The organism is Acinetobacter sp. ANC 4558 (assembly GCF_002135375.1).
GTDB lineage: Bacteria > Pseudomonadota > Gammaproteobacteria > Pseudomonadales > Moraxellaceae > Acinetobacter.
In genome coordinates this window covers 56,060-73,591 of sequence record NZ_NEGH01000006.1, presented here as the reverse complement: position 1 = coordinate 73,591, position 17,532 = coordinate 56,060, and the positions used below count along the sequence as shown (strand labels likewise).

Sequence of the window (17,532 nt, the reverse complement as noted above, 5' to 3'; positions counted from 1 at the left end):
TGATATATCGAATATAAAAACTTAAATAATTATTTGAATTGTGCAATAGAATAGCAGGACGATCATCCGTATGATGATTGTCCTGCTCTTTTTAAAAGAAACAAGTAAACATAAGTTCATTACCCCATAGAAAAGATCTTTCAAAAATATCCATCTTTTCTATTCATCAATCCATTGATTTACTTAGGGTGAACCATGTTCTTTACAGAAAGAACATCTGCTAAAACCTCATCAGACAGTAATTGTTCAACTTTAATTAAGCTTAAAATACTTTCACCTGTTTCATTTGCTTGTTTTGCAATTCGAGTTGTTGCTTCATAGCCTAAATATGGATTTAAAACGGTAATAATACCAATAGAATGATCAACTAAATGTTGGCAATGGTCTGCATTAGCACGAATTGTTTGAATGCATTTTTGTTCAAACATTTGCATTGCTTTACCTAATAAATCAATAGATTCAAACAATTTAAATGCGATAAGAGGTTCCATCGCATTCAACTGTAATTGTCCTGCTTCTGCAGCTAAAGTAATGGCTAAATCGTTCGCAATAATCTGATAGCATGCTAAATTCATTGCTTCAGGTATTACAGGATTTACTTTACCTGGCATAATTGAACTGCCTGGTTGGCGCGCTTCTAAGTGAATTTCATTAATCCCAGTCCGTGGTCCACTTGATAATAAACGTAAATCATTTGCGATTTTAGATAATTTAGTAGCAGTGCGTTTTAATAAGCTTGATAAAAGAACAAAGTCTCCCATATCAGACGTCGCTTCAATTAAATCGGGTGAACTTTTGATTGTTTTATTTGTAATTTCAGATAATGCTTGAATTGCATGAATACGATATGCAACTTCTGTGTTTATTCCAGTCCCAATTGCTGTTCCACCTAAATTTATAACATTTAAGGCATCTGGCATAATTTGATTTAACTTATCTAAATCATTTTGTAGAGTATTGGCAAATGCGCCAAACTCTTGCCCTAAAGTCATTGGAACTGCATCTTGTAATTGAGTACGCCCCATTTTTAAAATATCAGAAAATTCATCTTTTTTATGATTAAAACTTTGAATCAGACTTTGAAATGGTAAATTGAGCTGATCAAGTGCAAATAACAAACCAATTTTTATCGCGCTTGGATACACATCATTGGTTGACTGCGACATATTAACATCATTATTTGGGTGTAAATATTGATATTCGCCCTTAGCATGATTTAAAAATTCTAAACCAATATTTGCAATCACTTCATTGGCATTCATATTGGTTGAGGTACCAGCACCCCCTTGAATCATATCAATAGGAAATTGTTCATGATATTGTTTTTGCATTAATTGCTGACAAGCATATTGTATTGCCTGATATTTATTTTCATCTAATTTTTCTAATTTAAAGTTTGCCTCAGCACACGCTAATTTCACCATTGCCAGCGCTTGAATAAATGTTGGAAAATGACTTAGCTTATTTGGACTTAAATTAAAATTTTCCAGTGCACGTAGTGTCTGAACCCCATAATAACAATGAAATGGAATTTCCTTAAATCCTAATAAATCTTTTTCAGTCCGTGTCTTAATTTCAATATTCATTTGCCATGTCATTCAAGCTAGAGAGTGAATTTATCTTAGGTAAAGGAAACATCATTGGCTAATGTAAAAAAATATATCTGTATGCATTTTTTGCATATCACTTGTTATAATACTTAAATTAAATCTTGGCTGAGAAAGCACAATGACGTTAGAAATTCGATGGATCGAAGACTTGCTCGCGCTAGAACATGAAAAATCAATTTCAAAAGCTGCGGAAATACGTCATATCACGCAATCTGCATTTACTCGCAGAGTTCAAAATATTGAAGAGGCACTCGGATTTCAGATTTTAAAAAGATATAGTAAAAGTATCGATTTTACTGATGCAGGACAGGTGTTAATTGCATCATGCAAAAATATTCAAAATCAACTTGATATGACCATCAAGTATTTAGAAAAAAATATTAAGAACAATGAGCTATCTATAAAATTTGCAGTTTCTCATTCATTGGTCAGTCAATTTTTTCCACAATATATTCATGAACTCTCAACACATTACGAAGACCTAAAATTAGAAATAATTGCATCAAATTTACAGCATGGCATGCGTTTACTCAAAGATGGTTCTTGTGATTTTTTGATTTGTTACTGCGATCAACAAACTCTACAACAGTTAGATCATGCATATTTTGCATTTCATAAAATTACCCGTATGGAAATATTACCCGTTACAACAGCATTCGATAAATATCCCCAATATACGCTAGAACAATTTTTCCCTCTCTTGGCATATAGTAAACAAGCTTATTTAAGAAAGTGTGTTGATGCCATCATTGAGGAAAAACTCAATTATAGAACACTTTATGAAACAGATAATGCTGGAGATTTAAAAGCATTGGTTTTACAAGGCTTAGGTGTTGCTTGGCTTCCCCGTTTACTTGTTGAAGATGAATTATCAGAAAAAAAATTAAAAATATTAGATGGCTATAATTTTTTTCAGGATGTTTATTTAATTCGAAGTAAAGTTATCTTATCAGAACGAATTAATAATATTTGGAACTTCCTCATACATTAATTTAAATTAGAATCTAATGAAAAAGGCTTAACTATCACCAAATATTAAAATTTAATAATAAATGATCTATTTTTCAACTTGAATAGACCTCATTCAAGTTGCTTATACAGCATAATAATCTGTGGATTTTTTTCAAATCCACAAATGTATTTATTCTCGCAATTTTCTTAATTGTTGATCATTGAAATAATTTATTCATGAATACTTTTTTAATTTTTTGAATTATTTTCATAATTAATATGAATATTTCGTCCAGCAAATGTGCCCATAATTGCCGCAATAACTGTCAATAAAATTGCAATATACAATGGAATTGTCCAGCTATTTAACACATCATGTAAAGCCCCCATAGCAATTGGACCTATTGCTGCTAACAAATATCCAATACATTGAGACATTCCAGAAAGCGCAACAGCTTGCTGAGCATTTTGAGTTCGTAATCCAATAAATGTTAAACCAAGAATAAATCCTGCACCAATGCCTATTCCAAATAAAATAGACCAAACAAAACTTAATGCTGGAAACCATAAGATACCCAATAAGGCAATCCCTGAAAGTATGCAGCTCATTGCCGCTGGCAGGCGTTGGTTATCCATTTTTGAGATAATTGGAGCTAGAATTAAACCTGGTATTGCGGTCGCCAGTTGCAAAATACCATGTTGTGTGCCTGCTTCGACTGGGGTCATTCCTGCTTCGATTAGAATCATCGGAAGCCATCCTATAATAATATAGTAAATTGCAGAAATTAATCCGACAAATGATGTCACTTGCCATGCAATACTTGAACGCCAAATTTTCCCTTCATAAGATGAGTTCACAGTGGTCGTTATCGGTTGAGTTTTCGAACCCAACTGTTGGAACCAAAAAAGCATTGCCACTACAGGTAAAATAAGAAAAATACCTAAAGCACCACGCCACCCAAAACTATTAGCTAAAGGAATCGCAATGGCTGAACATATGGCTGCTGCAATTCCCATTGTCAAGGCATAAGCACTGGTCACTAAAGCAATTTTATCGGGAAAATCGCGCTTTACTAAACTTGGTAATAGCACATTTCCAATAGCGATTCCCATGCCAATCAACCAGCTACCTAAATATAAACACCAAATACTTTCTAAAGACCTAAAAAGAATGCCTAAGGCGATAATAATTAAAGCGCCAAATAGACTGCGTTCTAAACCATATTTTTGAGCAAAAAAACCACCAAATGGTGAAATAATTGCAAAAGCCAATAACGGTACAATTGTTAACACGCCTGCTGCAACCGTAGTTAAATCATAGTCATGACTTAAAATACCTAATAATGGTGGTAATCCAGTAAAAGGAGCGCGTAAATTAGCGGCGATCAGTAAAATTCCAATGATTAAAAAAATCATGCTTTTTTTACTTTTACCATTCATTGCAAATACCATATTTTTTACTCAGTACAGACCATGGCATTTATTCTAATCAGAATAATTTGTGTACAATATATCTATAATGACAGTTAATCTCTAAATTATGACAAATCACACCGCATTAAGTTGTTCAGTACTAGACTTTAATCCCGATCAGTTTGAACAGCCTGCAATCGCCCTTAAAATAAATGTTCAAGACAATAATGTTGAACAGCCCGTTCATCAACATGAAAAAGGACAATTGTTAATTGCCATGACAGGTGGTGTTGTATGTAAAGTGACAGATGCTGTTTGGATTGCTCCACCTCAACACGCAATTTGGATCCCAAGTCAAATGTTTCACAGCAATCGTGCTACAGATAATGCGCAACTCTATTTTTTATTTATTGACGAAAATGTAATTGATTTACCAAAGAAATGTTGTACTTTAGCGATTAGTCCATTATTGCGAGAACTCATTCAATATTTAGCTAAACAAGATCAAAGATATGAATGTAATACCCCAATCTCTAGATTAGTCAATGTTTTATTAGAACAACTCACTATTGCGCCCATACAAGCGTTATCTCTTCCAATGTCTGAGCATCCTAAAATTCGTTATATTGCAGATGAACTCACGCAAGATCCGTCAAATCGTTTTACCCTTCGTCAATGGGCCACATTTTTAGCAATGACTGAGCGAACACTTGCACGTTTAATTAAACATGAAACAGGCTTAACATTTGGTCGTTGGAGACAACAATTACATATTCTTATTGCGCTTAACCAACTTTCAACAGGATTAAATGTTCAACAAGTGGCTGGAAATCTTGGTTATGACTCAGTAACCGCATTTATTACCATGTTTAAGAAATCTCTTGGATGTACACCAACACAGTATTTTGCTAAGTTACATTAAAGATTAAACCAAGTTTTATATCATTTATATGTGCTGGAGATGGGTAAAATATTGAGAAATTTAAAACTATATCGATCATCAATAAAAACGATAAAATAAAGAAAATATTGATTGCAAATAAAACACTATAAATACGTGGTGATACCAATCTATAATTTACTCTACCCTATCGCTTTAATTCAATTAGTCCAACTGACCAATTTTATTTTCAATAATACTTACAAGTTCACCACGATGTATTAATGCTTTCATTTCATTAATAAATGCAAATATATAAGTATCTTTATCTGATAATGGAATACGTTTTTTTAATTCAAGAATTACTTCTTGTACCGCAGGACTACGTTGTTTATCCGTTGTAATAAATTGATGACTTGAATACGCAGAAAGTAATTCTATTGCTAAAATATATTCTAATTTATCAACGATTGAAATGGCTTTCTTCGAAGCATTATAACCCATTGCCACGTAATCTTCTTGATTGCCACATGTTGGTGTATTATCGACCGTAGCAGGATGAGACAAAATACGCATATCATTTAATAATGCTGCTTGCGTATATTGTGGAATCATTAAACCCGAATTCAGACCTGGTTGTTGAATTAAAAAGGATGGAAATCCTGATAAGTTTCCATCAATTAAACGATTGTTTCTACGTTCTGACATTTTAGCTAAATTCGTTGCAGCAATTGCTGCACTATCCATTGCTAGCCCCACATAAGATGAGTCTGGATTACAGGCAGAAATAATTTCTTGTAAATCTTGATCATGCCAAACAATCGGATTATCACAACAAGAATTCATTTCTATTTCAATCGTTACCAGCGCATCATTTAAGATCTTTTTAACAGCGCCATGTAATTGCGGAATACATCTTAAAGATAATGCATCTTGTAATTTTGTAGGATGACGCTGCAAAGCCAATTCAGAATTTTGTAGTAAACGACGAACATTAGATGCAGTTTTTGCTTGATCTGAATGAGGTCGAACATGCATTACTCGTTCATCAAATGCAACTAAAATTCCCTCTAAAGATTCAAGCGTTAAAGCCGCAATAATATCAGCAGATTTTGCCGCATTTTGCATATCATACAATGCTAATGCCGCCAATGCAGTCGTTGAAGTAGTTCCTGAAATTAATGCCAACCCTTCTTTGGCTTGTAGTTGAATGGGTTGAATATTTTCTGCCAATAAAACTTCTGCTGTCGCCCGTAATTCACCATGATAATAAAGTTGCCCTCGCCCAGTGAGTGTTAGCGCTAAGTGAGCTTCAGGTGCCAAATAGCCCACTGAACCTTCTTTTGGCATCCACGGAATAAGATTTAAATTTAAAAACTCGCGAATTTTGTCTAAAATTTCAAAACGGACACCACTATAACCTTGCCCTAAATTTTGTAATATCATGAGCATACAAGCACGTGCTTGTTCTTCATTCAGTGGATCACCCACTGAAACAGCATGTGATAAAATTAAATTTTCTTGTAATTCAGCCGTTTGTTGTGATGAAATTTTCTCAGAACATAATGATCCAAAACCAGTCGTTATTCCATACATTAATTCATCACTGGCCATCATTTCTTCAAGAACTGAACGTGATTTTTTAACACGGCTCACATACTGTTCAGAAAATTTGACCGCTTTTTTAAAGCGAGCAATTTGAATAAATGCATTTATATCAATTTTATCGCCTAATTGTATGTCCATATCTTCATCCTGATATTCAGATTTTAAGTCTAGAAAATTCATTTTTTCGATTTAAATGTGCTGTTAAAAAAAGAGTTTTTTAATGTTATTCACTCATTTCCAATCGTGTAAAACACCCATATTTAAGTCACTACAAAATCAGAAAAACAAATGGAAATATTTTATATTTCCATTTGTTATTAGCGTGATAAATTCACATCACCCATTAACCTGGGTAAATTCCACGTTCTTTACGAGCGCGTAAAATTCGCTCACACGCCAAAATATATGCGGCCGTTCTTAGACTACAGTTTTTATCATGCGCAGTTTGCCAAACATCATTGACAGCTTGTACCATCAGCTTATCTAATCGTTGATTGATTTCGTCTTCAGACCAGAAGTAACTGGCCATATCTTGAACCCATTCAAAATAACTCACCGTCACACCACCAGCATTACAAATCACATCTGGAACCACGGTAATGCCACGTTCTGTTAAAATGTCATCTGCTGCCAAATAGGTTGGACCATTTGCTCCTTCCAAAACCAGTTTTGCAGAAAGTTTTTGTGCTCTCTCCTCTGTAATTTGACCTTCTAATGCTGCTGGAATAAAAATATCCATCTCAACATTCCAAAAGTCATCATTACTTATCGAAACTGCACCTGCAAATCCAGCAACACCCTGATGTTCTGCTAAATGTAACTTTAAAGCCTCTACATCCATACCATCAGGGTTGAAAATTGTACCCGTATGATCTTGAATTGCAACAATTTTAGCTTTTGCTTCAGCAAATAAATAGGCAGCTTCACTACCGACATTACCAAAGCCCTGTACTGCAACTTTTGCACCATTTAAAGGAAGTTTAATTTTTTCGGCAACTTGCTGACCTGTAATAAACACACCACGACCAGTGGCTTTAATACGACCTAATGAACCGCCTAAATGAACTGGTTTTCCTGTAACAACTCCAGTGACAGTATAACCTTGACCAGATGAATAGGTGTCCATAATCCACCCCATAACATTCGGATTGGTACCAACATCTGGCGCAGGAATATCTTTTTGTGGTCCAATAATATGACCGATTTCACTGGTATAACGACGAGTTAAACGTTCTAACTCACGATTTGATAATGATCGAGGATCTACACGAATACCACCTTTTGCACCACCAAATGGCAAATTTAATGCAGCAGTTTTAATCGTCATCCACGCAGATAAAGCCATTACTTCATTTAAATCTACATCTGGATGATAACGAATCCCGCCTTTACCTGGTCCACGTGATAAATTATGTTGTACGCGATAGCCTTCAAAATGACGAATCGTACCATCATCCATGACAATCGGAACATCCACAATTAACGCACGTTTAGGACGTTTTAAAGTATCAATATACTCTTTTAGATGTTCAAGATAGGGGGCAACACGATCAACTTGAGCTAAATAAGTTTGCCATGCACCATTAGTTTCTGGAACATAAGATAAATTAGACATGATTCATCCTTACAATCATTTCATGCAGATTTTTACACCAATGTTTCATCTATTTTTTTCAATATTTCTAGACCTAAACCATGATGTAAAATACTTTATTGCATGGTTTAGTCAAAAATATAGTTAAAAATAATATACGCAGCTAATTTGGCAGTTTTATTGTCCAAATCATATTTAGGATTACACTCAGCAACATCAAAAACTCTGATTTTTCCAGTATTTTTAATGAATTGAATGAGTGGGTCAAATACTGCCAAATCAATTCCTTTTACTGCAGGTGCACTCACGCCTGGGGCAATACTTGATGCAAAAACATCGATATCAATCGTGACATAAAGATAATCAACTTGATCTATAAATTTTTGTACCTGTTGCTTTAGACTTTCAAGTTGTGAAATATGCACATCTCGGTCATAAATATACTGACTGTTTAAGCGGTCTGCCGTTTCAAATAAAATTTTGGTATTTGAATGTTTTGCAACACCAATACATAAATAATGAAAAGGTTTCCCATGCTCTTCAGAAGTTTGAGCTGCTTGTAAAAAAGGAGTTCCAGATGATGCTTGATCTGCTTGTCTCAAATCAAAATGTGCGTCAAAGTTGATAATACCAATATTTTTATCAGGTTCATTTGCCTGTAAATATTGAAATAATCCGCTAAAACTTCCATAAGCAACTTCATGCCCTCCCCCTAATACAATCGGTTTTTCACCTTGTACTAATGATTGAGCAACACGATTTGCAAGTTCCGCCTGTGCTTGCTCGAGCAAAGTATCATCACAAACTACATCTCCACGATCAGCAATCGTTACTGCATGATGGACTGGCAAGTTTGCAAGTTGCTTACGTATTGCATTAGGTGCCTCTGCTGCACCAATACGACCTTTATTTCGCTGTACACCTTCATCAGAACTAAAACCAATCAAGGCATATTCAGTTGTTTCAGCCTGATTAATAATTTGGAAAATACGTTGATGATTGGCTGCTGTACCATCATGACGTCCATCCCAATGAAATGAATGAGCCATTTTAATTCTCTATATAAAATAATGATGAAACTCAAAGAAATGTCATGTTTTAATCTAAATACAACATGACATTTCTCATCCTAGGAACTTCAATTCTTGCGCTTGATAAATAATGCGTTTGGATAAATCTCCACCTAACCAATAGGTAATTTCAGATGGATGTTCAATTTCCCAAGCAATGAAATCTGCAACTTTACCCACTTCCAAGCTGCCATGTGATTGTTGTAAACCCAATGCCTTTGCTGCATGAATGGTTGCACCCGCTAGCGTTTCCTCTGGGGTTAAGCGGAAAATTGTACTCCCCATGTTTAACACTAAACGTAAGGATAAACATGGAGATGTTCCAGGATTTAAGTCTGTAGAAAGTGCAATCGGAACTTGATGCTGTTTTAAAGCTTCAATCAATGGAAACTTAGTTTCTCTTAAGAAATAAAATGCGCCTGGTAAAATCACTGCAACCGTTCCTGCAGCAGCCATCGCCTTCACATCGTCTTCTGTAATATATTCTAAATGATCTGCAGATAATGCATGATAGCGTGCGGCAAGGCTTGAACCTGCCAAGGCAGAAAGTTGTTCCGCATGAATTTTAACAGGAAGCCCTAAATTATTTGCAGCCTGAAATACACGTTCAACTTGTGCAGGTGAAAATGCTAAATATTCACAAAATGCATCAACCGCATCAATCAAACCTTCTTGATGTAATTTCGGCAACATTTCCGTACATATATGCTCAATATAAGCATCACTTTGTTCTTCATATTCTGCTGGAAGTGCATGTGCTGCTAAACATGTACTTTTTACTGTAATCGGCAAATGTTGTGAAATTTGACGTATAACGCGTAGCATCTTACGTTCATTTTCATAATCTAAGCCGTAACCCGATTTGATTTCAATGGTCGTAACACCATCACGAAGTAAATTTTTAACACGTTTTAATGCACTTTTTAATAATTCTTCTTCAGATGCTTCACGCGTTGCCTTAACCGTACTGGCAATTCCACCCCCTTGGGCTGCAATTTCAGCATAACTCACGCCTTGTAACCGTTTTTCAAATTCAATACTACGATTACCACCAAATACACTATGTGTATGACAATCTATAAAACCAGGGCTTACCCAAGCTTGATTTAAATCTGTAGTTTCGTCATATTGTTCTAAAACTAAATCCTGCTCTGGTCCAATCCAGTGAATAATATTTCCTAAGGTCACAATTGCAGCATTCGCTATGATGGAATATTTCCCATTTTGCATCGTTGCAACATGACAGTTGTGCCAAAGTTTTTTCATAACATCCACCTTAGGCTCACACCTAACTTTGTTTTATATGTTTTCTTTATTCACTATAAGAAACAGTATGCTTCTTCATTGCAATAGGCTACTGCTGAATAAATCAACAGCAGCCTATTTATTTAGGTATTTCCACAATTCATGTTCAATGCATTTTAGCAATATGAATTTCGTGAGTCTGCATTCAGAGCTGAGGTATAGAATTCAGATGACACTTTCTTCATATCAGAACATTATTGCTTTTCAAACCCAAATTAACCTGTAATCATTGGCAAGTTCAAACCTTGTTCTTTTGCACAGTCAATTGCAATTTCATAACCTGCATCCGCATGGCGCATCACACCTGTTGCTGGATCATTGGTTAATACACGTGCAATACGTGCAGCTGCTTCATCTGTACCATCACAAACAATCACCACACCTGAATGTTGTGAGAAGCCCATGCCTACACCACCGCCATGATGTAAAGATACCCATGTTGCTCCACCAGCCGTGTTAAGCAACGCATTCAATAATGGCCAATCAGATACAGCATCTGAACCATCTTGCATAGATTCTGTTTCACGGTTTGGACTTGATACTGAACCTGAATCTAAGTGATCACGACCAATTACAATCGGTGCAGATAATTCACCACTACGCACCATTTCATTAAAGGCCAAGCCAAGTTTTGCACGTAAACCTAAACCAACCCAACAAATACGTGCTGGTAAACCTTGGAAGCTAATTCGTTCACGTGCCATATCTAACCAATGATGTAAGTGTGCATCATCTGGAATTAACTCTTTAACTTTTGCATCAGTTTTATAAATATCTTCTGGGTCACCAGACAATGCAACCCAACGGAATGGACCGATACCACGACAGAACAATGGACGGATATAAGCAGGAACAAAGCCAGGGAAATCAAAGGCATTTTCTACACCTTCTTCCTGCGCCATTTGACGAATGTTATTTCCATAGTCAAATGTTGGAATGCCTTGTGCTTGGAAGTCAAGCATCGCTTGTACGTGCTGTGCCATGGATTGTTTAGCCGCTTTTACCACCACTTGTGGTTCTGTTTTAGCACGCTCTTTGTACTCTTCCCATGTCCAATCAATCGGTAAGTAACCATTTAATGGATCATGTGCACTCGTCTGGTCTGTCACCATATCAGGGCGTACACCACGACGTACAAGTTCTGGTAGAATTTCAGCTGCGTTGCCATGAAGCGCAATCGAAATCGCTTTACCTTCTTTTGTATATTGATCAATCCGCGCTAAAGCATCATCTAAATCATCCGCTTGTTCATCGACATAACGTGTGCGTAAACGAAAATCAATGCTGGCTTGTTGGCATTCAATATTTAATGAACATGCACCTGCAAGTGTTGCAGCCAATGGTTGTGCGCCGCCCATACCACCTAAACCCGCAGTTAACACCCAACGACCAGTTAAATCGCCATTATAGTGTTGGCGACCTGCTTCAACGAAGGTTTCAAATGTTCCTTGTACAATGCCTTGGCTCCCAATATAGATCCAAGAGCCTGCAGTCATTTGACCATACATTGCCAAACCTTTTGCATCAAGTTCGTTGAAATGCTCCCACGTTGCCCAATGTGGTACAAGATTTGAGTTAGCAATTAAAACGCGTGGTGCATCTTTATGAGTTTTAAATACACCCACAGGTTTACCGGATTGCACTAATAATGTTTCATCATCTTCTAAGTTTTTTAATGTTTCAACAATTTTATCAAAACATTGCCAATCACGTGCTGCACGGCCAATACCACCATAGACAACCAATTCTTTTGGGTTTTCTGCAACATCTGGATCTAAATTGTTCATTAGCATACGAAGTGGTGCTTCAGTTAACCAACTTTTCGCATTCAATGTTGTACCACGAGGTGCACGGATTTCGATATCACGAATTCTTTTTTTCACTATTGGGTTCCTTCCAATCCACATATTTTTTTAATTACAACTAACTGAAAGTTAGTATATGTATAAACACACATATTCTTGTATATACATATTAAGCACTGTTTATTCAATTTGAAAAGAGTTCTTTGCAATAAAAATGAAAAATAAATCTAAACATCTGAATTAGAACAAAATTAATTTAAAATTTGGAATAATAAAGTGATGTAACTTTCAACATAAAACAAACACTAAAATATTTAAATAAAATTAATTAAATATTATAAAGATTCAATTGTTGATTAAATTTATTTAAAAAATATTAATTTAATAAAACCCAACCATAACCTAAAAAGTAAAAATCATTAATATTTAATAATCATGTTACATAAATACATCCGACTACAAAAACTATTACTTGAGTTTATAATTATTATTATATAACTTAAAAACTCAAAAATATAAACAATGAGTCATATTATGTTTGGAATTTCACTTTTATTTATCGGTTCAGTACTTTTAGTAAATGGCATCGGTTTAACAGGGCGTCTTGAGAGTAAAGAAACTGCCCCTTTAAACTTAATAGTTGGATTATTAGTTTTAATCATAAATTTAATCGGCTTATATCGAGCAGAAAATATTAATGATTATTTTTCAGTTGCGGGTGGTTTTTTATTTTGTTTCACCTATTTATATTTATCTATTATTCAATGGTATAAACTAAAAGGTGATGGTTTAGGCTGGTATTGCTTATTTGTAGCGCTTAGTGCATTGGTCTTTGCAACATTATCAGATGATTATCGCTTAATCATAATGTGGTTATTGTGGTCAAGCTTATGGTTTCTTTTCTTTATTTCATTAAGTTTTAATAAAAACATTAAATCTTTAGCATACTATACGATTCTCATTGGAGTTTCCACTTGTTGGCTTCCAGGATTATTAATGCTAACAAGTTACTGGTAGTAATTAATAAAATTAAAAACTCATTATTAAATAAAAAACCACTTCTTTATAAATGGTTTTTTATTATTTTATAAATACAAAATAAAGTTAATTAAATTAAAATAAAAACAAAAAAATATATTAACAAAATTAATATAGATTATTTTAAAACTCATATCGCGAAATTATAAATTTTAGATTTCAATTATCTCTAAATAACCACAATATGATTATAAAAATTAGTATTTATAATTATAAACCATGATTCCTTAGAAAACTTAAATACTATTTTACTAATGTAGTAATGAATCAATACCTTTAAATGCGTCTGATGAAATACTTATCTTATTTAATAATTCTTCGATTTTATCCTTTAAAACTCCCTTCCTTCAAAAGGTCTAAACGGAATTCTTTTGCCTTTAGATGCGGTACTTTATATAAGACATCACTGTAATCACCTGACTCGTTTTAGCATGTATGTCCAACGTTATCCTAAATCACTGGAGAAGAAATATACTGAACATCTTCTAAAACACGTGATGAAAGCGCTGTAAAGTATTTTATACAACTGAACTCAAGTGGATCTCTTTTCTGAGATTAAGACTAAACGTGGTATTTCTTCATTCCTCTTGTCTCGTTTTACACTAGCATTCAAAGGACCCGTATAATGATCATTTTGACCACAACCAAATAAAAAAACTCAACACTGAGCATATAAATAATTTTATTTTAACGCTCATATACGTTGCTATTTGAACCGTTTTTGAAAATATAAAATCTATGCTAAATATAAATAAGCAAATAGTAAGCCAAAATAAAGTTTATTTTAGATATAACAACTAACAAATTGAATTATTTTAATAAATTTAATTTCAATTCAATGCAACATGAAATAATGAGCCAATCCATGTACTAAATAACATGGCTAAAATGCCCCAAAGCATAACTCTTAATGCACCTTTCCAAATATTTGCACCACCAACATAACCTGCTAAAGCTCCCATAATCCCTAAACTGATAATGCCAACAAGCATGACGCCTTGATTTAAGAATGGCTGAGGAAGTAATAAAATTGAAAGTAATGGAAATAAAGAACCAACGGTGAAAGCCAGCGCTGAAGAAAATGCTGCCGTAAATGGTTGTGCAGAAGTATGTGCAAATATACCAATCTCATCTCGTGCATGTGCATCTAGTGCATTGTGTTTTGTCAGTTGCTCCGCAACTTTTTCTGCTAAATCAGGCTCTAGACCTCTTTTCATATAAATATGTTTAAGTTCATTTAACTCATGCTCAGGATGAAGTTTTAATTCACGAGCTTCCATTTTTAAATCACTTTTCTCAATATCTTGTTGAGACTTAACAGAAATATACTCGCCTGCTGCCATAGATGCTGCACCAGAGATCAGTCCCGCAACGCAAGCAATAAGAAGAGTTTGAGACGAAGCACCACTGGCTGCCATTCCAACAACCAGACTCGTCACTGAAATAATTCCATCATTTGCACCAAGTACCGCGGCACGTAGCCACCCAGAACGTTCCGTATAATGCTTTTCTACATGATATGAATGAGGCATGTTCAAATCGCTTTATCATTATGAAAAATTAAAATATAAAGGATTCAATATCTTTCATAAACTTATTTTTATACAAAATGCTCATCTTTATTTTTTTCATTTATTATTCACACTCTATATCTTAAAATATCGAGGATTAAACAAACTCTGTCACAAAGCTCCCCCATAAAATACAACTTATGACTTAAATTTACACAGCCCCCAAAAGTTATATGTTTTAGATGAAATATCATAAATTTAATTTCAAATTATAAAAACTAGTATTTTATTTCACTCCATTCAAACTCATTAATTTTACCTGCAAATACAGTAATATACTTGCAAAATGCGTATATATTCATCTATAATATGTGCAATATTTTTACTTCAACTATTCAGGGAAAAGTTTATTTATATATAAAACATGGATGAAATTACTTGTTACTGCTATTCAAAAAATATAAAAAACGTTAGACTTTAGTCTTATAAAATTAAATATTTTTAAGACATATATTATCTATTTGGGGTGAACAAATGACTTATATTTCTGCCTTATTGGTGGCAGTTGCGCTTTTGACTGTTATTGTAATTTGGACATTGGTCGAGTTTTTTATACATCGGAAAAAAAAGAAATTCTAACCTTCGAGATTTTTGTAAAAATTTTGCCAACATAATTAAAAGAAAAATATATGTAATTTTCAATAAAAATACCAATATGATCTATACATTACAATGAAGTGAAATTTACGTTACGTAAAGAGTGAAAACCTATCTTATAATTTTATAAAAGTAATTCGATAAAATATCGATCAAAAAATGATTCACCACAAAAAAATCGCCTATATTTAAAAGACAAATATAAGCGAAAATTGAGCAACAATAATTAAAATAGTTTTGCTAATCTTAAATTCACACGATGATCTTCCTTAATACCATTCTTCACATCGATGTCTTGACCATATTGAACTTGAAAATTCCAACCGGGTGCAAACCAAGTAGAAGCCGTTGCTAACCAACGATTGGTATTTTTACTATCATCTTGTTTTATCCCATCTACTTTCGTTTCTCCTCCTAAAGTATGATAGTACGAAACAGATAAAGAGGTTTTTTCCGTTGCTTTATAAGTTAAATGCCCCATTAAACTTTGTGATGATTCCTGTTTCATGGTTCTCCCATAAAAATCATCATTTTTTCCATAAAATGACACTTCACCAATCACCTCAGCCAAAAGCTTATCGGTCAATCCTTTTGCAACTCCTGCCTGTGTAATTAACTTCCAACGGTTTTCTCCAATATTAAATGGACCCGTAGAACCATCATAATCTCCTGCTGGCACAGACAGATAAATAGGAATACCAAACCATGTTTTAGATTCAGGATTGGCAACTAACCAAGCAGTTGCACCAACAATGGGATCACCAAAGCCAGTATGCTTAACCGCTGACTGAGCGCCTAAATCTTTCGCTAAATCGATACGACCAAATGGCACTAATAACTGTGGCAATATTTTAAAACCACCTACATCATACACATGCCCTAAACGTAACAATCCAATATTCGTTTTAAAATCAACATTATTTAACACCATATTACTGTCACTATATAACTTACTACTTTTAGTATTTAAGGAATAAAGTGCCGTAATGGTTGTTCCTGTTGGTGGTGCAACAACATCATTTGGATCAACAGCCAATTCTTCAGCCAAAACTGTGCCAGAAGCTATACTTAATCCCGAAAGCAACATGGCAATTGACCAATTTTTTGTTCTCAATATCTGTTTTTTTACTTTCATGTCTACATCCTGTAAAACAGTAAAAATATAAATGTATTTTAATTTGTTAAGGTCATGCCGCCATCGACCACCAATGAACTTCCTGTGATATATCGTGATTCATCTGAAAGTAGAAAGAGTGCTGCATTTGCAATATCAATTGGTTCTTGAAATTTTTTCATCGGAATTTTAGCTAAGAATAGTTCTGTGGCTTGTTCAACACTCACACTATGTTCACGTGCAACACGGTTGATTAATTCATCATACATTGGGGTATACACTTGTCCAGGATGAATACTATTACTACGAATGGCATAACCCATTTCACAGCAGTGCAATGCTAATGAACGAGTAAAATGTGCTACAGCTGCTTTACTTGCACCATATGCAGTTAAAAATGGGGTTGGAACTAAAGAACCGATGGATGACATATTAATAATCGACCCTGTTCCACCAGTACGTGCCATTTCTTTCACTACATATTTACAGCCTAAAAACACGCCGCCCATATTCACTTTATAAACTTTATCCCAATCATCCCATATTGCATTTTCAGGATCTGCTGGGCCTTTTAATGCAGAAAGACCCGCATTATTGATTAAACCATCTATTCTTCCAAATTGCGTTACGACTGCATCAACAATTTGAGCCCATCGTGTTTCATCAGTTACATCATGAGCAAAAAATACTGCTCCTAAATGATCAGCAAGTTTCTGACCATTTGCGATATCTAGGTCAGTAATTACCACTTGAGCACCTTCTTGATGCACACGTTCAGCCATTGCTTTCCCAAGACCTGCAGCTCCGCCAGTCACAATAATTACTTTGCCTTGTAAGCGCCCCATAATCTTCTCCTTGTTTAAGTATTTCACTTATTTATAAATCGCAGCCTTGCGAATAAGTTTAAAATTAACAGTAAAAAATAAGCCTCGATATGACGAAAATTACTCAATTTTAGGTAGCATATTGAATAATT

The 17,532-nt window shown here is 34.5% G+C and carries 13 protein-coding genes; 3 read left to right on the top strand and 10 right to left on the bottom strand.

Features of this window, described 5'->3' with window-relative positions:
• Positions 1–179: 179 nt before the first annotated feature.
• The gene (locus B9T31_RS08810) at positions 180–1,586 is read right to left on the bottom strand and encodes an aspartate ammonia-lyase (RefSeq protein WP_086181712.1); all 1,407 of its coding nucleotides are present in this window, start codon (positions 1,584–1,586) and stop codon (positions 180–182) included.
• 142 nt (positions 1,587–1,728) lie between these two features.
• On the opposite strand from B9T31_RS08810, the gene B9T31_RS08805 reads away from it, so the two are divergent.
• Positions 1,729–2,601: a LysR family transcriptional regulator gene (locus B9T31_RS08805; RefSeq protein ID WP_086181589.1), complete on the top strand. Its 873-nt coding sequence runs from the start codon at positions 1,729–1,731 to the stop codon at positions 2,599–2,601.
• Positions 2,602–2,810: 209 nt separating this feature from the next.
• Here the strand turns inward: B9T31_RS08805 and B9T31_RS08800 are convergent, their stop codons facing one another.
• Positions 2,811–4,001, bottom strand: coding sequence for an MFS transporter (locus B9T31_RS08800; RefSeq protein ID WP_086181711.1), 1,191 nt, complete (start codon positions 3,999–4,001; stop codon positions 2,811–2,813).
• 100 nt (positions 4,002–4,101) lie between these two features.
• Here B9T31_RS08800 and B9T31_RS08795 point away from each other — a divergent pair, with 100 nt between their 5' ends.
• Positions 4,102–4,896 carry an AraC family transcriptional regulator gene (locus B9T31_RS08795; RefSeq protein WP_086181588.1) on the top strand — a complete coding sequence of 265 codons (795 nt, stop codon included), beginning with the start codon at positions 4,102–4,104 and terminating at the stop codon, positions 4,894–4,896.
• Between the two features lie 183 nt (positions 4,897–5,079).
• On the opposite strand, the gene B9T31_RS08790 is transcribed toward B9T31_RS08795, so the two are convergent.
• From B9T31_RS08790 to hutU, 5 genes are all read right to left on the bottom strand, one after another.
• Positions 5,080–6,600 (bottom strand): HAL/PAL/TAL family ammonia-lyase, encoded by a 1,521-nt coding sequence (locus B9T31_RS08790; RefSeq protein ID WP_086181587.1) that lies wholly within the window; start codon positions 6,598–6,600, stop codon positions 5,080–5,082.
• A 205-nt stretch (positions 6,601–6,805) separates the two neighbouring features.
• The gene (locus B9T31_RS08785) at positions 6,806–8,077 is read right to left on the bottom strand and encodes a Glu/Leu/Phe/Val family dehydrogenase (RefSeq protein ID WP_086181586.1); all 1,272 of its coding nucleotides are present in this window, start codon (positions 8,075–8,077) and stop codon (positions 6,806–6,808) included.
• A 107-nt stretch (positions 8,078–8,184) separates the two neighbouring features.
• Positions 8,185–9,105 carry a formimidoylglutamase gene (gene hutG, locus B9T31_RS08780; RefSeq protein ID WP_086181585.1) on the bottom strand — a complete coding sequence of 307 codons (921 nt, stop codon included), beginning with the start codon at positions 9,103–9,105 and terminating at the stop codon, positions 8,185–8,187.
• Between the two features lie 75 nt (positions 9,106–9,180).
• Entirely contained in the window at positions 9,181–10,392 is a 1,212-nt protein-coding gene (gene hutI / locus B9T31_RS08775; protein WP_086181584.1) for an imidazolonepropionase, read from the bottom strand.
• Between the two features lie 254 nt (positions 10,393–10,646).
• Positions 10,647–12,314, bottom strand: a complete 1,668-nt coding sequence (hutU, locus tag B9T31_RS08770) for a urocanate hydratase (protein ID WP_171264722.1) — start codon at positions 12,312–12,314, stop codon at positions 10,647–10,649.
• A 456-nt stretch (positions 12,315–12,770) separates the two neighbouring features.
• On the opposite strand from hutU, the gene B9T31_RS08765 reads away from it, so the two are divergent.
• Positions 12,771–13,253 carry an AmiS/UreI family transporter gene (locus tag B9T31_RS08765; protein WP_086181582.1) on the top strand — a complete coding sequence of 161 codons (483 nt, stop codon included), beginning with the start codon at positions 12,771–12,773 and terminating at the stop codon, positions 13,251–13,253.
• 851 nt (positions 13,254–14,104) lie between these two features.
• Here B9T31_RS08765 and B9T31_RS08760 read toward each other — a convergent pair.
• The 3 genes from B9T31_RS08760 to B9T31_RS08750 form a co-directional block, all read right to left on the bottom strand.
• Complete coding sequence (locus tag B9T31_RS08760) at positions 14,105–14,806, bottom strand: VIT1/CCC1 transporter family protein (protein ID WP_086181581.1); 702 nt, start codon at positions 14,804–14,806, stop codon at positions 14,105–14,107.
• An 862-nt stretch (positions 14,807–15,668) separates the two neighbouring features.
• Positions 15,669–16,577, bottom strand: coding sequence for a transporter (locus B9T31_RS08755; RefSeq protein WP_086181580.1), 909 nt, complete (start codon positions 16,575–16,577; stop codon positions 15,669–15,671).
• Positions 16,578–16,615: 38 nt separating this feature from the next.
• Positions 16,616–17,401, bottom strand: coding sequence for an SDR family NAD(P)-dependent oxidoreductase (locus B9T31_RS08750; protein ID WP_086181579.1), 786 nt, complete (start codon positions 17,399–17,401; stop codon positions 16,616–16,618).
• Positions 17,402–17,532 lie beyond the last annotated feature (131 nt).